General features: G+C 64.1%; 11 protein-coding genes. 7 read left to right on the top strand and 4 right to left on the bottom strand.

Going from position 1 to position 16,387, the window contains the following annotated elements:
- Positions 1-93: 93 nt before the first annotated feature.
- The 3 genes from FIU94_RS03575 to FIU94_RS03565 form a co-directional block, all read right to left on the bottom strand.
- The gene (locus FIU94_RS03575) at positions 94-1,557 is read right to left on the bottom strand and encodes a PLP-dependent aminotransferase family protein (RefSeq protein WP_152464469.1); all 1,464 of its coding nucleotides are present in this window, start codon (positions 1,555-1,557) and stop codon (positions 94-96) included.
- Positions 1,558-1,813: 256 nt separating this feature from the next.
- On the bottom strand, positions 1,814-2,077 hold the full coding sequence (locus tag FIU94_RS03570) for a glycine zipper 2TM domain-containing protein (RefSeq protein ID WP_071969584.1): 264 nt from the start codon (positions 2,075-2,077) through the stop codon (positions 1,814-1,816).
- 215 nt (positions 2,078-2,292) lie between these two features.
- Positions 2,293-3,684 (bottom strand): aspartate aminotransferase family protein, encoded by a 1,392-nt coding sequence (locus tag FIU94_RS03565; protein WP_152464468.1) that lies wholly within the window; start codon positions 3,682-3,684, stop codon positions 2,293-2,295.
- Between the two features lie 524 nt (positions 3,685-4,208).
- Here FIU94_RS03565 and FIU94_RS03560 point away from each other — a divergent pair.
- From FIU94_RS03560 to FIU94_RS03550, 3 genes are all read left to right on the top strand, one after another.
- Positions 4,209-5,228 (top strand): ABC transporter substrate-binding protein, encoded by a 1,020-nt coding sequence (locus FIU94_RS03560; protein WP_152464467.1) that lies wholly within the window; start codon positions 4,209-4,211, stop codon positions 5,226-5,228.
- Between the two features lie 132 nt (positions 5,229-5,360).
- A complete protein-coding gene (locus tag FIU94_RS03555) occupies positions 5,361-6,167 on the top strand; it encodes a taurine ABC transporter ATP-binding protein (RefSeq protein WP_152464466.1) in 807 nt (268 codons plus the stop codon).
- Positions 6,164-7,438, top strand: a complete 1,275-nt coding sequence (locus tag FIU94_RS03550; RefSeq protein WP_152464465.1) for an ABC transporter permease — start codon at positions 6,164-6,166, stop codon at positions 7,436-7,438. The genes FIU94_RS03555 and FIU94_RS03550 overlap by 4 nt, the downstream gene beginning before the upstream one ends.
- Positions 7,439-7,622: 184 nt before the next feature.
- On the opposite strand, the gene FIU94_RS03545 is transcribed toward FIU94_RS03550, so the two are convergent.
- Positions 7,623-9,830 carry a DEAD/DEAH box helicase gene (locus FIU94_RS03545; RefSeq protein ID WP_254702607.1) on the bottom strand — a complete coding sequence of 736 codons (2,208 nt, stop codon included), beginning with the start codon at positions 9,828-9,830 and terminating at the stop codon, positions 7,623-7,625.
- Between the two features lie 161 nt (positions 9,831-9,991).
- Between FIU94_RS03545 and FIU94_RS03540 the strand changes: the two genes are divergently transcribed.
- The 4 genes from FIU94_RS03540 (at position 9,992) to FIU94_RS03525 (ending at position 16,299) form a co-directional block, all read left to right on the top strand.
- Complete coding sequence (locus FIU94_RS03540; protein ID WP_152464464.1) at positions 9,992-10,498, top strand: MarR family winged helix-turn-helix transcriptional regulator; 507 nt, start codon at positions 9,992-9,994, stop codon at positions 10,496-10,498.
- 164 nt (positions 10,499-10,662) lie between these two features.
- A complete protein-coding gene (locus tag FIU94_RS03535) occupies positions 10,663-11,397 on the top strand; it encodes an ImuA family protein (protein WP_152464463.1) in 735 nt (244 codons plus the stop codon).
- Complete coding sequence (locus tag FIU94_RS03530; RefSeq protein ID WP_152464462.1) at positions 11,345-12,832, top strand: DNA polymerase Y family protein; 1,488 nt, start codon at positions 11,345-11,347, stop codon at positions 12,830-12,832. The genes FIU94_RS03535 and FIU94_RS03530 overlap by 53 nt, the downstream gene beginning before the upstream one ends.
- A 155-nt stretch (positions 12,833-12,987) precedes the next feature.
- Positions 12,988-16,299, top strand: a complete 3,312-nt coding sequence (locus tag FIU94_RS03525) for an error-prone DNA polymerase (protein ID WP_152464461.1) — start codon at positions 12,988-12,990, stop codon at positions 16,297-16,299.
- Positions 16,300-16,387: the final 88 nt, after the last annotated feature.

Raw genomic sequence — 16,387 nt, 5'->3', positions numbered from 1 at the left:
TGGTGAAACCGGCGATTCTCGGCCTTTGGGGGCACAGTAGGGTGCAAGAGTGCGCACTGTTAGGGCCAAATTTCGGGGCCGCCTATGGCCAATTCAGTTGAACTCCCTGATGGCCTCTGCGATCAGCCCGACGCCGTCGGGGATACGCTGGCTGGGGATCGAAGAATAGGCGAGGCGGTAGTAGTTCGTGGGCTGGTGTGGCCCGGTGAAAAAGGGGCGTCCCTGTTCGATCAGCACGCCCTTTCGGTGCAGGCGCTTTGCCAGGGCGTCCGTATCCACCCCGTCGGGCGCGCGCATCCAGAAGGACGACCCGCCATAATAGCCGCGCCCGGAGATGCGCAGGTCATTCTCCGCCAGCGCCCGTTCCATCACGGCGCGCCGGTCCTGCAGTGCGGTGCCCATGCGACGGATCAGGGCGTCGTAGTGGCCCAGTGACAGGAAATAGGCGGCGGTGCGCTGGATGTGGCCCGGTGGGTGTCGCAGGACCGAAGCACGCAGCGCCCGCGCCTCCTTGATGAAGGGCTCGGAGCCGACGAGATACCCCAGGCGCAGCCCCGGAAACAACGACTTCGAGAAGCTGCCGACGTAGATCACCCTGCCGTCGGCGTCGAGCGACTTGAGCGCGGGCGATGGAGACTTCAGGAACGACATCTCGAATTCGTAGTCGTCCTCCACGATCAGCGCGTTCATCTCGGCGGCGCGGGCCAGCAGGGCGTGGCGCCGCTCCATCGGCATGGTCGCATTGGTCGGGCACTGGTGGCTGGGCGTCGTAAAGATGACGTCGGTGCCGGGCGGAATCGCATCGGGGGGGATGCCATCGGAATCGACCCGAACGGGTGTCATATGGCAGCGTGACTGGGACAGAATATCGCGCAGCGCGGGGTAGCAGGGGTCTTCGAGTGCCGCGTGCCGTCGCTGGGTCAGCAGAACCTGGGTGGTCAGCCATAGCGCGTTCTGTGCGCCCAGCGTGATCAGAATCTGTTCCGGACGGGCATTGATGCCGCGCCGGGGCAGCGTATGCCGTGCGATGAATTCGATCAGTTGGGGATCGTCGCGGTCGAAATAATCGGTGGTCAGCGCCGTGAAATCGCGTTGCCCCAGCGCCTGGAGCGCGCAAAGCCGCCAGTTGGTGTGGTCAAAGAGTGTCGGGTCTGCCTGCCCGTAGATGAAGGGATAGCGGAACTTGGCCCAGTCCTGAGGTTTTGACACGGCCGCGCCGCCGCTGAACTTCTGTCCGATGGCGCGGGACCAGTCGACCGCGTCCTCGCGTTCCGCGAGGGGGGCGAAGCTGGGGGGTGTCGGCGCATTGTCCGAGACAAAATAGCCCGACCTGCCCCGGGAGGTCAGGTAGTCGTTTGCCAGCAGTTCGGTATAGGCGATGGTCACGGTGATGCGGCTGACCCCAAGGTGTGCGGCGAGCCTGCGGGTTGAAGGCAGCTTTTCTCCCTGCCGAAATCGGCCCGACAGAATGCCTTGGGCAATCATCTGCTGTATCTGCTGCTGCAGCGTTCCCGGTGCGTCGGGATTCAGAAAAAAGGTTTCAACCGGAAGCGCCATGCCGCCACCTTAGATTGGACCTAAAGCGCAATCAATCTGGAGATATGGGGTCGCGAAATGAATATGATCACCCCCAAAGGTAAAGGGAAGCCGAGGCATTTTACAATCATGTATTGAGGCTTCTTGTTTCGTTGAGGGGCGCAGTTTCAATCGAGAGGTGAAATTTGGCTGACGATTGACGGGCCTCTTTCCGGAATAAAAATGGCCCCGCCCTGAAAGGGCGAGGCCATCGCGATCCTTGGAGGGAATGCGCGATTTACGGGCAAGCTGCGGTGTAGCGCGAACCGTCAGGACGCTGGTACACGCAGGCACCGGCTTGGGTGCGACCGATGTAGTTGCCGGCAGCTGCGCCGACAGCACCGCCGATCAGGGCGCCTGCCACACGGTCGTCGCCGCCGGATACGGCTGCACCTGTCGCGGCACCGAGGGCGGCACCGGTCAGAGCACCTTGGTTGGGTCCGCCTGGTTCACATGCGGCCAGCGCGGCGATCATAGGAATGGCGATGAGTAGCTTTTTCATTTTGGTCTCCCGAGTATTCGTTCGTGGGTTAACGCGGCCTGTCCAAAAAGGTTCAGCAGAATTTTCAGGCCGGAAGTAGATCGGCGAAAATCAGCCATCGTGCAGGCCACGCATCTTGTTCGGGCAAGACCCCCCTTGGGTGTGACAAACGAAAGGCCGGGTCAAGCCCGGCCTTTGCGAGATATTGGCGGTAAGGCGCCGACGCGCCGTTCCGGTCAGGCAAAAACGCGACCCAGCGCCCCGTCAACTGCTTCGACGATCTGGTCGATGTCGTCCTTCCTCGCGATCAGCGCAGGCGAGAAACACAGCGTGTTGTTCTTGCCGGGCAGAGAGCGGTTGGTCGCACCGATAATGACGCCCTGACCCATGCAGTCACCCACGACCTGCTGCACCAGCTTTTCAGCGACCGGTTCGCGGGTGCCGCGATCAGTGACCAGTTCCGCGCCCAGGAACAAGCCCTTGCCGCGCACCTGACCGATCACCGCGTGTTTGTCGGCCAGCGCCTGCAGCTGGTCCAGCATGTAGTGGCCCATGTCGGTGGTGTTCTGCAGCAGGTTCTCGTCCTCGATGATCTTCATGTTCTCGATGCCCGCGGTCGGCCCCGCGGTGCAGCCGCCAAAGGTGGAGATATCGCGGAAGTAGTTCAGCGGATCGGCGGCATCATCCTTGAACATGTCGAAGACTTCTTCGGTGGTGACAAGGCAGGCGATGGCGGCATAGCCGGATGCGACCCCCTTGGCCATTGTCACCATGTCCGGCTGGATGCCGTAGTGCTGATAGCCGAACCAGGTGCCGGTACGGCCCACGCCGCAGACGACTTCGTCGATATGCAGTAGGATGTCGTATTTCTTGCAGATCTCCTGCACGCGTTCCCAATAGCCGTCCGGGGGCGTGATCACGCCGCCGCCCGCAGTCACGGGTTCAAGGCAAAGCGCGCCAACCGTGTCGGGGCCTTCGGCGAGGATCACCTTTTCGATCTGGTCGGCGGCCCAGACGCCATAGTTTTCCTGCGGTGCGCCGTCCTGCTCGAAGCTGCGGTATTCCAGGCAATGCGGCACGCGGACAAAACCGGGGGTGAAGGGGCCGTACTGCGCGTTGCGTTCGTCCTGACCGCCCGCCGACAACGCGCCAATCGTGGTCCCGTGATAGTCCCGGTCGCGGTAGAGGATCTTGTGCTTCTTGCCGCCATAACGCTTGTGCGCGATCTGGCGCACCATCTTGAAGCCCTTCTCGTTCGCTTCGGACCCCGAGTTGCAATAATAGACGCGGCTCATGCCCGGCATCTTGTCGATGAGCATCTCGGCGAAGTTGGAACCGGGGATGGAGCCAGCAGAGCCTGCGAAGTAGTTGAGCTTGATCAGCTGGTCGCGGACTGCGTTTGCGATGCGTTCGCGGCCATAGCCCACGTTCACGGTCCAGACCCCACCCGAAACGGCGTCGATGTGTTCCTTGCCCTTCTGATCCCAGACGCGCATGCCCTTGCCTTCGACAATGATGCGGGGATCGGTGGTCTCGTAGGGCTTGTGCTGGCTCAGGTGGTGCCAGATGTGCGCGCGGTCCGCTTCGACAACGCGGGAGATATCGTTTTCGTTGAAATTGCCGTCCATGATCAGACCTTTCGTCGCTGGGAGAGCGGAGTGAATTCGGGGCAGCCTGCGCCCCGTCTGACCCCCTCTTTGCAGGTTACTTCCAGAATCAAGTAGGGCCAGATCAACACCATTGGTACCTCCAGAAGCTGGGCCTGTCTAATGTCCGCAATATCAACGATGGCGATCGGTGGCGCGCGATACGTGCCGACCCGCCGCAAACTGGACTTATGCACCCCCGGAGGTTGGACCTTTGTTCGTGTCGCGATCGCACACAGGATCGCGGGCCAGGATGTGACGGTTTTCAAGAGGCGAAATAGCGAAATCGGCTTTGGTGAATTCTTTGTCGTGCCTTGCTCAAACAACGATCAGCCGAAGCGGCGTAGCGGCTGGAACAGGTGGAAAAACAAGTGAAGATTCTTCTTTAATATTTGCATCTCTTGCTTTTTTCCGCTGGATGGCGCCCAATTTGGAACTGAAAATCAGACCGGACAATCCAATGACGGGCAGCCAATGTCCGCCGTAAATATCAAAGGGAGACTACAATGATCCATAAGACCACAACCCGCTTTGTTGCCGCCGCCGTGATGGCGATGACCGGTCAGGCAGCTCTTGCCGATGCGCATTCAGGCGAGATCACGGTGGCCTATTTCCTTGAGTGGCCGATGCCGATGCTGGCGGCCAAGGCATCGGGTGCCTACGAGGAAGCACTGGGCAAAACAATCAACTGGGTTTCGTTCGAGACCGGCACCGCAATGTCCGCCGCCATGGCTTCGGGCGATGTGCAGATTTCCGTCAGCCAGGGCGTGCCCCCTTTCGTGGTCGCGGCATCGGGCGGTCAGGATATTCAAGTGGTCGATGTGGCGGTGTCCTATTCGGACAACGACAACTGCGTGGTGAAGGCCGATCTGGAGATCGACAAGAACAGCGCGTCGGAACTCGAAGGCAAGAAGGTTGCGGTGCCGCTCGGCACGGCGGCGCATTACGGCTTCCTGCGCCAGATGGACCATTTCGGCGTTCCGCTCGACAGCCTGCAGATCGTCGACATGGCGCCGCCGGAAGGTGCCGCCGCGCTGAGCCAGGGTGCCGTTGATTTCGCCTGCGGCTACGGCGGCGGTCTGACCCGCATGAAGGAATACGGCAACGTCCTGCTGACAGGCGACGAAAAAGAAGAGCTGGGGATTCTGGTGTTCGACGTGACTTCGGTGCCCGCGTCCTATGCCGCCGAGAACGGCGAAGAGTTGGCGAAATTCCTGCAGGTCACCGCAGAGGCCAACGCGCAGTGGGCCGCGGACCCCAGCGACGAGATGCTGGCCCAGATCGCAGAGCAATCCGGCATGGACCTTGAAGCAGCCCGTGCTGCGATCTCGACCTTCAAGTTCCCCACCGTGGAAGAGCAGCTTTCCGAGCGTTGGCTGGGTGGCAATGCGGCAACCTTCATGAAGGGCGTTGCCGAGGTCTTTGTCGAGGCCGGGTCGATCGACTCTGCGCTGGACAGCTACGAAGGTGCAGTGAACACCGGCCCGCTGGAAGCGGCGCAAGAGATGATGAACAGCGGCTCCTGATCCGCTGAGGCCGACGCGGGCATCCGTACCGCGTCGGCACTTTCCTACCCCGCACCACTTTATCCTATCCTGACAAAACTGAGGCGGGTCCGACCCGCCCCATTGCCTCTATCGGGGCAGAAGGCCGATACCATGAGCGGACTCTCCATCGAAAATCTTTCCATGCGATTTGACCTGCCCGACGGCGGTCATGTGCAGGCGCTGCAGGACGTGTCGCTTAATCTCAAGGAGGGTGAACTGCTGAGCGTGCTTGGCCCCTCGGGGTGCGGCAAGACCACGCTTTTGAACATCGTGGCCGGCTTCCTGGCACCGACGGGCGGCAGGATGACGCTGAACGGACACCAGATCACCGGGCCCGACGCGGAACGTGGGATGGTGTTCCAGCAGGGCGCTTTGTTCGAGTGGATGTCGGTGCGTGAAAATGTCGGGTTCGGCCCCTCGATGAAGGGGATGCCCAAGAAGGAAAAGGCCGAGACCGTGAATCATCTATTGGATGTGGTCGGCCTGAAGGACTTCAAGGAAAAGGCGGTCTACGAACTCTCGGGCGGGATGCAGCAGCGCGTCGCGCTGGCACGGTGTCTGGCCAACGATCCGGATGTGATCCTCATGGACGAGCCGCTGGGCGCGCTGGACGCGCTGACACGGGAAAAGATGCAAAGCCTCGTTCTGAAGCTGTGGAAGGAGACAGGCAAGACGATCATCCTGATCACCCACTCGGTCGAAGAGGCGCTGTTGCTGGGCGAGCGGCTGATCGTCATGGCCCCGCGGCCCGGCCGCATCCACAAGGAATATCGCCTGCCCTTTGCGGAGCTGGGCGTGAACGCCGACCTGAGGGAGGTCAAGAAACACGAAGAGTTCGGCCCCCGGCGGGAAGAAATCCTCAACATGATCTGGGATATGGAGGAAGAGATCATGGGCACAAAGGAGGACGCGGCATGACCGGTTTCTTCTTTCTGCTGATCTACATCGCCATTTTCGTTGTAAGCGCCTTTGTCGTGACCAAGGTGCTGCACAAGGCGACGCGCGATTATACCTCGCTCAAGACCGTGAAGTTCGGCGACGAAAGTGCCGTGCGGCCGAACCGCATCGCCGGTGTCCTGTCGGTGCTGACGATCTTTGTGATGTGGGGCGTTTTTACCGGGTCGAGCCTGTTGCCATCGCTTCTGCACGCGCCCGGACCTTTCGCGGGCACCACGACCTTTACCTACACCGCGCAGGCCCCCGGACAAGGGACGGACGATGCCACCGTGACAGTGGTGGTCCACCCGCGTGGCGCGCCTGCGGAAGAGGCCGAGGTCGAGCCGGGCGACGGCTTTGCCAAGAACGATTCGGTGACCATCACGCAATGGCGCAGCGGGCTGATCCGGGTCGACGCGAACGACGAGATCGGCAAGAGCGACGGTGCCCAGGTGATCGCCATCGACGGCAAGGAAATCGCCCCTGGCGGCACGGTCCGGACGGCGAACGGATCGGTGACGCTGTCGGACAAGGGCACGCCGAACTTCCAGCCCTCCCGCGGCTGGCAGATGGAACCGCTGTATCTGCCCGCGCCGGAAGAGGTCTGGACACGGACGCTACAGATCATGGACGAGGGTTTCCGTAATTTCACTTTGCTGGAACATCTGGGTTATTCGCTGTTCCGGGTGGTCGTGGGGTTCCTTCTGGGCGCCCTCGTGGGAATTCCGCTGGGATATGCGATGGGGCTGAGCAACTGGTTTCGGGGTTGGTTCGACCCGATTGTCGAGTTCATGCGCCCCGTGCCGCCGCTGGCCCTGATCCCGCTGGTCATCATCTGGGCCGGGATCGGTGAGGCGGGCAAGATCATCCTGCTGTTCCTCGCGGCCCTGTGGATCATGGCGATCGCGGCACGCTCGGGCGTGTCGGGCGTCAAGATTTCCAAGGTTCACGCCGCCTATTCACTGGGGGCCAGCAAGTGGCAGATCATGCGCTATGTGATCATTCCAAACTCGCTGCCCGAGATTTTCACCGGCGCGCGCGTCGCCATGGGCGTGTGCTGGGGCACGGTTGTGGCGGCGGAACTGGTCGCAGCCGAACAGGGGGCAGGCATGATGATCATGACCGCGTCCAAGTTCCAGAACACCGATATCGTGATCATGGGGATCATCCTGATCGGCGTCATCGGCTTTGGCATCGACATGCTGATGCGGGCGGCGGAGCGGTTCCTTGTCCCGTGGAAGGGAAAGGGCTGATCCGGGGCACGATACCGGCAGCATTGGTCCGGTCGGTTGCCCTGGTCCGCGGCTGCGGCGCCATCTCGACAGGGAGTGCTGCCAAATCGGCAGAGAGGGCGTTCATTCACTCCGAGGCGAGGTAACGGGCTTCGTGAACCATCCGATTTTGCAGGGATAGGGCGCATGCCGCCACGGGGCGGCGTTACTTTGCGCTTTTGCCCCGGCGCGGAACGGCGTTGCCTCCCTTGGGTCGTCCGGAAGTTTTGCCGCGGGCGGCGGGCTTGCCGTCCTGCTTGCCGATCTTGTTCGGTGGCGTGAAACGCTTTGAAGGATCGGAGGCGCGTTTGTAGGTCGACTCTGCCGGGGCGGCGCCCGCGTCACGGGGGCGCGTTACCTTGCCCTTGGGCTTGCCCGTCGTTGCGGAGGGGGCCGCGTCCTTTTTCCAGACCGCCTTGGCCCTGGGTTTCGCCGGGGCTTCGCCCTTGGGGCCGGATTTCGGCTTGGGCGTGGCGCCGGGCTTCATCGGGCTGCGGTCCGTCTTGTGCGACTTTGGCGGGCGTTCGCCCTTGGGCGCTTTGGGCTTGTCGAATTTCGGCCTGTCGGTCTTTGGTTTATCAAACTTCGGTTTGTCGAATTTTGGCTTTTCCGCAGGTGTCTCTGTCACGGTCGCTGCATCGCGGGGCGCACGCGTTTCGCGGGGGCGTGATGGCGCGTCGGGATCATAGGCGGGTTTGCGCTGCGGCTTCGGGCCACCGGGTTTCGGGCCGCGTGGCGCGCGCGAAGCGGGTCCGCCCTTGGGCAGGTCCGGCGCCTTGTCCAACTGAGTGACCACCGCGCCTTCCTCTGCGGTGCGGTCGGGACCGAGGGCATTGAGGAACTTGGGCGCGGAGCTTGCAAGAATTTCCACGAAGCTGTGGCTGGCCTGTACGCGGATCGCGCCGATGTCATCCTTGGTCAAATCGCCCGCGCGGCACAGCATCGGCAGCAGCGTGCGGGGTTCGGCCCCGTCGTTGCGGCCCTGACTGACGGAGAACCAGACGGAGGGTCCGAAGGCCGGGCGCTTGCTGTCGTCCTTCGATCCGGGATCGGCCAGATCCTCGGGCGCGGAGGCCCGGGCGCGGTAGAGGTTCACGAAAGCGGTAGCCAGTTGTTCGGCACTGTATTTTTCGACCAGGCTGGCAACGAAATCGGCTGCGTCTTCGGGCACGGGCGCTTCCCACGCCGGATCCGACAGCAGCCGCGCCTCGTCCGCGGCATTAACTTCTTCGGCTGAGGGGGCGGCGGCCCATTCGGCCTTGAGCTTGGCCCAGCCCAGCAGGCGGTTGGCCTTGGTCTTCATCTTGGGCGGCACGATCAGGGCAGAGACGCCCTTGCGTCCCGCACGCCCCGTACGGCCAGAACGGTGCAGCAGCGTATCGGCGTTGCTGGGCAGGTCCGCGTGGATCACCAGTTCGAGGTTTGGCAGGTCGATGCCCCGTGCGGCCACATCGGTGGCAATGCAGACGCGCGCGCGCCCGTCGCGCAGGGCCTGCAGCGCATTGGTGCGTTCCGATTGCGTCAGCTCACCCGACAGGGCCACGACGGAAAACCCGCGGTTGGTGAATTTCGTGGTCAGCCGCGCAACGGCGGCACGGGTGTTGCAGAACACGATGGCATTCTTGGCCTCGTAGAACCGCAGCACGTTGATGATGGCGTTCTCGGTATCGCGGGGGTGCACGTTCAGCGCGCGGTATTCGATGTCGCTGTGCTGGCGCGCCTCGCCGGTGGTCGCGACGCGCTGGGCGTCCTTCTGATAGGATTGCGCCAGTTTGGCGATGGCGGCGGGAACAGTGGCCGAGAACATCAGCGTGCGCCGATCTTCCGGGGCTTCGGAGAGGATGAATTCCAGCTCTTCGCGGAAACCGAGGTCAAGCATTTCATCGGCTTCGTCCAGCACCACGGCGCGCAGGGTGGACAGGTCGATATTGCCGCGCTTGATATGGTCGCACAGGCGCCCGGGTGTGGCCACCACCACATGCGCGCCACGGTCCAGCGCGCGGCGTTCGGTGCGCTGGTCCATGCCGCCCACGCAGGTGGTCACAACGGCGCCCGCCTGACCGTATAGCCAGCCCAGTTCCCGCGAGACCTGCATCGCCAGTTCGCGGGTGGGTGCGATGACCAGCGCCAGCGGCGTTCCGGCGGGACCGAAGCGCGGCTGATCGCCCAGCAGGGTGGGGGCGATGGCAAGCCCGAAGCCCACCGTCTTGCCCGACCCGGTCTGAGCCGAGACCAGCAGGTCCGCCTCTTCCAGCGCAGGGTCGGTGACGGCCTCCTGGACGGGGGTAAGGGTGTCGTAGCCTTGGGCGGCAAGGGCGTCTGCGATGGTCTGGATCACGGGGGAGGTTGTCCTGTTGATGAGGTCGCTGTGCATCGCACGGTGGCACCTGAAGGGGATGGGCAGGCCTTAGGGGGTTCGGGGACGTTTGTACATGGGCTTCTTCCCTGTAAAAAAGGTCGATGCGGATGCAGTTTCGACTTGAGCTTATTGGATTTTGTCAATTAAGTCCTTGCCATTGATGACGGAGGCAGGCAATGCCAGACGAATTTGACACTTCGGGCGCGTCCGATAACCGGCGCGGCAAGCATCCCGTCGCGGACGGGATTGAGGATGTCATCACGTTCAAGCTGCACACACTCTGCGTCATTCAGGACCGTTCGGCGAGCCAATGGGCGGACTCAATGTTCGACCTGAGCATCGCAAGCTGGCGTGTGCTGGCTGTGATCCGGGCCCATCAACCCACACGGGCCGGCGATGTCGCCGAGATTTTGCTGATGGACAAGAGCCAGTTGAGCAGGGTGATCAAGCAGTTGACCGCTGCGCGGCTCATCGTCGATACAACGGACCCCAATGATGGGCGTGCGGTGGCGCTGAAACTGACCGCAAAGGGCACGACGCTGTATGGCCGCGTCATGACACATGTGCTGGAACGGAACGAAAAGGTGCTCGCCCCTCTGACGGTAGAGGAGGTCGGAGCCTTCGATGCGATCCTGGACAAGCTGATCGTCCATTCGCGGGCGATGCTGGAACATCGCCCTTAAGGCGTCTCCAAGTAGCACATCTGTTGGGTGCAGACCGCCGCAGGGAGAGATGTGCAGCTGATGGATGGTGTTCTTTACTATGTTTTTCCGGTCCTGCCGCAGAAAGTCCGTTGGCATTTTGATGTCTTTTCAATTAGAACAAAACATGAACAATGGAGGAATGTATGCCACCCGATTCTCCTCTTGGGCAGGTGATTGCCCTGTCGGACAAACATCTGGTTCAGCCTGTCGCGTCTCCCGGCCAGCCGGGTGCTGCGGATGCCCCGGTGTTGCGCGACGTGCTTGCGGGCGGGCCTTTCGACGCGGCGGTGACGGGGTTCGTGCTGGCGGCGCTGCCCGACAGTGCGGAGCCGGTGCTTTGGGTCAGCGACCGGATGTCACGGCGCGAGAACGGGCAGCTTTACGGCCCCGCCCTGCGCGGGTTGGGGGTGCGGGCACCAATTCTGCGGGTCGACGTCAGCCATCCGCGCGATGTTCTTTGGACGATGGAAGAAGCGGCGGGATGCGCGGGCCTTTCCGCCGTGGTGGGCGAGATTCACGGCGCGCCCGAAGTGTTGAGCTTTACCGCGACCAAGCGCCTGGCCTTGCGGGCCGAAGCTTCGGGCGTGCCGATCTGGCTGATCCGGTCGGGCGATCACGGGGCGCTGTCGGCGGCGCGCGAACGTTGGCGCCTGCGCTCGTTGCCGTCTGCGCGGAACCCGTGGAACCGACATGCTCCGGGCACGCCCCTGTGGGAGGCGGAGCTGTTTCGCGCGCGCGGCCGGGCACCGGGGGTGTGGGAGGCGTCTTGTGACGCCCGGGCCGCAAGGGGCAAGGATCGTCTCCGTCTGGTTTCCAGATCTGGCGATGGACCGCTGGCGCAGGATCGCGGCGCAGCAGCGTACTCTGCCGGGGGATGAGGTGCCGGTTGTGCTGGCCACTCAGGGCAGCCACGGGCCGGTCATTCATGCGGTGAACGCGAGTGCCGCGCAGCGGGACATCGCGTCGGGCGCGCGGGTGGTGGACGTACAGGCAATACATCCGGACCTGCACGTGGAGCGGGCCGATCCGCAGGGCGACGTGGCGCTGCTGGACCGGGTGGCGCAATGGGCGCGGCGCTGGTGCCCCTGGACGGTGCGCGATGGCCACTCCGGGATCGTACTGGATGTGACCGGGGCCGCGCATCTGTTTGGCGGAGAGGCGGCGCTGCTGCGCGACATAAGCGTGCGGTTTCGCATGCAGGGGCTGTCGGCGCGGCTGGCCCTGGCGCCGACGCGGGGCGCTGCCCGGATGCTGGCCCGTCATGGGGCGGGGCAGGTGATCTGCGGGCCGGACGATCTGGAGGTGGCGCTGGCCCCCCTGCCGGTGGCGGCCCTGCGACTGCAAGAAGACACGGTTCGGTTGCTGGGGCGGCTGGGGTTGAAGACGCTGGGCGCACTGATGCAGGTGCCACGGGTGGCGCTGATGCGGCGGTTCGACCGGCTGGCCGCGGACCTCAACCCGCTGGTGCTGCTGGACCGCGCGCTGGGGCGGCAAAGCGATCCGCTGAACGCCCCGGCGGAGACCCCGCGCTGGCTGGCGCGGGCGCGGTTGGCCGAACCGGTGATCGACCCGGTGCCACATCTGGAGGCGCTGGCGTCGGACCTCTCTGCGCAGCTGGCGCGGGCAGAACGCGGCGCACGGCGGCTGCGGCTGACGATCTACCGTGTGGATGGCGAATGGCGCAGCCGCGACGTGGCACTGGCGCAGGCCAGCCGCGATCCGGCGCATCTGTTGCGGCTGCTGAGCGGCAAGACGGAAGGGATCGACCCCGGTTTCGGTTTCGACCTGCTGACACTGGAGGCGCTGGCGGTGGAACCGCTCGCGCTGCATCAGGATACGCTGGACGGCAAGCGCGATGCGGCCCGTGACGTGGCGGCGCTGCTGGACAGGCTGACGGCCAGACTGGGGCCGGGCAAGGTCACCTGGTCCGACTGGCGCGAAAGCCATCTGCCCGAACGGGTGGAGACGCAGGTGCCTGCGCTGGGGGCGGCGGTGTGCGACCCTCCGGCGATGACACGCGCGCGGCCCCTGCGGATCCTGATCCCGCCAGAGGAGATCGTGGTGCTCTATGCCGTTCCCGAGGGGCCGCCCGCGCGGTTCCGATGGCGGCGGGTGGCCTATCTGACCGCGCGGCACGAGGGGCCGGAACGGATCGCACCGGAATGGTGGCGAGACCGGCCCGGCACGCGGTTGCGGGATTACTACAAGGTCGAGGTAACGGATGGGCGGCGCTTCTGGCTGTTTCGCCAGGGGATCCTCGGAGATGGGCGTGGTGGCGATCCGCAGTGGTTTCTGCAGGGAATTTTTGCGTGATGGGGGTGACGCGCGCGTGCCGCGGCGCCCCACCCGCCATCCCGTCGCTGGCGCCCTGCTTTTTCCGGTGCGCCAGCGGCGGATGCCTGCATGGGCGTATCTATACCCGAAAAGAGAGGGCGGGGCAGCACCTTTGCCCGGCCCGGGGCGCGTGAATGCCACAGCAGGACGGGCACAAGCGGCGCACGCTGGAGACGGAGGAGCCATTCCGCCGGCATGATCCCGCACCTTTCGTGGAGCTGGGGCTGGCGAGCTGCTTTTCCTTTTTGCGGGCGGCGTCGGATGCGGTGGATCTGACCGCGACAGCCAATCTGCTGGGCTATGATGCGATGGGCGTGGCCGACCACAACACGCTGGCCGGAGTTGTCCGGGTCCATACCGAAGCGAAGAAGGCCATGATACGTCCGCTGATCGGAGCACGGCTGGTGCTGATGTGCGGCACCCATCTGCTGGCCTATCCGCGCGACCGTGCGGCTTATGCCCGGCTTTCCACCCTGTTGAGCAAGGGCAAGATGGCGGATGTGGCGGGCGGCTGGCAGCAAAAGGGTGAGACCCACCTGACGCTGGAGATGCTGGCCGCCCATGCCGAAGGGCTGGAGTTGATCGTGATGCCGCCCGAACGGCTGGAGCTTTTCGAGGCGGGGCTGGTGCGGCTGGTGCGGGCGCTGCCGGGCATGCGGTACGTGGGGGCGGCCTATCTTTATCGTGGTGACGATGTGGCGCGCATCGGGCGGCTGGATGACATCGCGCGGGCGCACGGGCTGGGGCTTCTGGCGACCAACGACGTGCTTTATCATGCGCCGCAGCGGCGGCCTCTTCAGGATGTGATGACCTGCATCCGCGAGGGTACCACCATCGACAACGCCGGGTTCGCGCTGGAACCCAATGCGGAGCGGCACCTGAAATCGCCGGGAGAGATGTGCCGTCTCTTCGCGGCCTGGCCCGAGGCGATCCGCGCCACGCGGGCGGTGGCGGATGCCTGCAGCTTTTCGCTGGATGACCTGAAGTATGAATATCCCCACGAGATCGAGGTGCCGGGGATGACCGCGCAGGAGGCGCTGGAAAAGCTGACCTGGGAAGGGGCCGCGCGGCGCTATCCCGATGGGGTGTCGCCGCGCATCCGGGCGGTGATCGAGAAGGAGTTCGCGCTGATCCGGTCCAAGAAGATCGCCCGTTATTTCCTGACCATCAACGACATCGTTCGTTTTGCCCGCGAGGAGGCACAGCCGCCGATCCTGTGCCAGGGGCGCGGGTCGGCGGCGAATTCGGCGGTGTGCTTCTGTCTGGGGATCACGGCAGTGGACCCCGAGGAGCATGACGTGCTGTTCGAGCGTTTCCTGAGCGAAGAGCGTGACGAGCCGCCCGACATCGACGTGGATTTCGAACACGAGCGGCGCGAGGAGGTGATCCAGTACATGTATGCCAAGTACGGGCGCGACCGGGCCGGGCTTTGTGCAACCGTCATCCACTACCGCCCCCGCTCGGCCATCCGCGAGGTCGGCAAGGCGATGGGGCTGAGCGAGGACGTGACGGCACGGTTGGCGGGTACTGTCTGGGGCAGTTTCGAGGCCGAGATGGCCGAAGGCCGGGTCAAGGAGGCGGGGCTGGACCTGTCGGACCCCTATCTGCGCAGGGTGATCGCCCTGGCGCGAGAGATGACCGGCATGCCACGACATCTGAGCCAGCATGTGGGCGGCTTCATCCTGACAGAGCGGCCCCTGACCGAGATGGTGCCGATCGGCAATGGTGCGATGCCGGACCGGTCCTTTATCGAGTGGGACAAGGACGACATCGACGCGCTGGGGATTTTCAAGGTCGATATTCTGGCGCTGGGGATGCTGACCTGCATTGCCAAATGCTTTGACCTGTTGCGTGCGCATTACGGGGTCGATCACGATCTGGCCAGCATCCCGTCAGAGGACCCGGCAACCTATGACATGCTCTGCGCGGGGGACAGCCTTGGTGTGTTTCAGGTGGAGAGCCGGGCGCAGATGGCGATGCTGCCCAAGCTTCGCCCGCGCACGTTCTATGATCTGGTGATCGAAGTGGCGATCGTGCGACCGGGACCGATCCAGGGCGATATGGTGCATCCTTTTCTGCGGCGGCGGCAGGGGATCGAAGGGGTCAGCTATCCGGCACCAGGGCCGCAATATCCGCAGGATGAGCTTCTCAAGATCCTCGGGCGTACGCTGGGGGTGCCGATCTTTCAGGAGCAGGCGATGAAGATCGCCATTGATGCGGCGCAGTTCACGGCGAAAGAGGCGAACGAGTTGCGCAAGGCGATGGCGACATTCCGGTCGCGCGGCACCATCGAAACCCTGCAGGCCAAGATGGTCAGCCGGATGGTCGGGCGCGGCTATGACGAAGACTTTGCGCGGCGGTGTTTCGACCAGATCAAGGGATTCGGCGATTACGGTTTCCCCGAGAGCCACGCGGCCAGTTTCGCCAAGCTGGTCTATGTGTCGTCCTGGATGAAATGCCATTATCCGGCGGCTTTTGCCTGCGCGCTTTTGAATGCGCAGCCGATGGGGTTTTATGCGCCCGCGCAGATCGTGCGGGATGCGCGCGAGCATGGCGTCGAGGTGCGGGGGGTGGATGTGAACTACTCCGAATGGGACTGCACGCTGGAGCCCTGCGGGGGCGGTTTCGCCTTGCGGCTGGGGTTTCGCCAGGTCGACGGGATGCGCGAGGAGGCGGGCCTGCGGATCGCGGCGGCGCGGGATGCGCCTTTTGCCGATGTCGAACAACTGAAGGAACAGGCGATGCTGGATCGGGGTGCCGTGCGCAGGCTTGCGGCGGCTGATGCCATGCGTTCCATGGGGATGGACCGGCGGCAGGCGCTCTGGCAGGCCCAAGGGCTGAAGGATGCGCCCGATTTGCCGATCTTTGCCCATGCGGCGGCGGGGGACGAGGGGGCGGAGCCGGTGGTGAACCTTCCGGCGATGCCTCGGGCTGAGCATGTGGTGGCCGACTACCAGACGCTGCGGCTGTCGCTGAAGGCGCATCCGATGTCCTTTTTCCGGGGCAGTCTGCGGCGGCAGGGGTTCTCCTGCACCGATCAATTGCCGTCCATGCGGCACGGGCAAAGGGTTTCGCTGGCGGGGCTGGTGCTGGTGCGGCAGAAGCCGGGCAGCGCCAAGGGGGTCTGCTTTATCACGTTGGAAGACGAGGCGGGGGTGGCCAACCTGGTGATCTGGCCCAAGTTGTTCGAGGCATTCCGCCCGGTGATCATGTCGGCGCGGCTGATGATGGTGCATGGCCGGGTTCAGACGGACGGTCGGGTGATCCACATTGTGGCGGACCGGCTGGAAGACCGCACCGCGCGGTTGGATGGGTTGGCGGCGGAAAAGGTGCCGCCTTCCTTTGCCCGCGGGGACGAGGTGACGCATCCGATCCCCGGTCAGGTCGGCGGGCGGCGGCATCCGCGAGATGTGCGGGTGATCCCCAAATCGCGGGATTTTCATTAGCGAAGGGCGGGTTGCACTGCTAGGAACAGGAGTGGCCGCGCCGCATTCGCGCCATTTCTAAGGGGCGCTGCCCCTCAGACCGCCCGGG

The sequence above is a fragment of the Sulfitobacter sp. THAF37 genome (assembly GCF_009363555.1).
Taxonomy (GTDB): Bacteria; Pseudomonadota; Alphaproteobacteria; order Rhodobacterales; family Rhodobacteraceae; genus Sulfitobacter.
The sequence above is the reverse complement of the archived record's forward strand: the minus strand, read 5'-3'. Positions and strand labels throughout refer to the sequence as shown.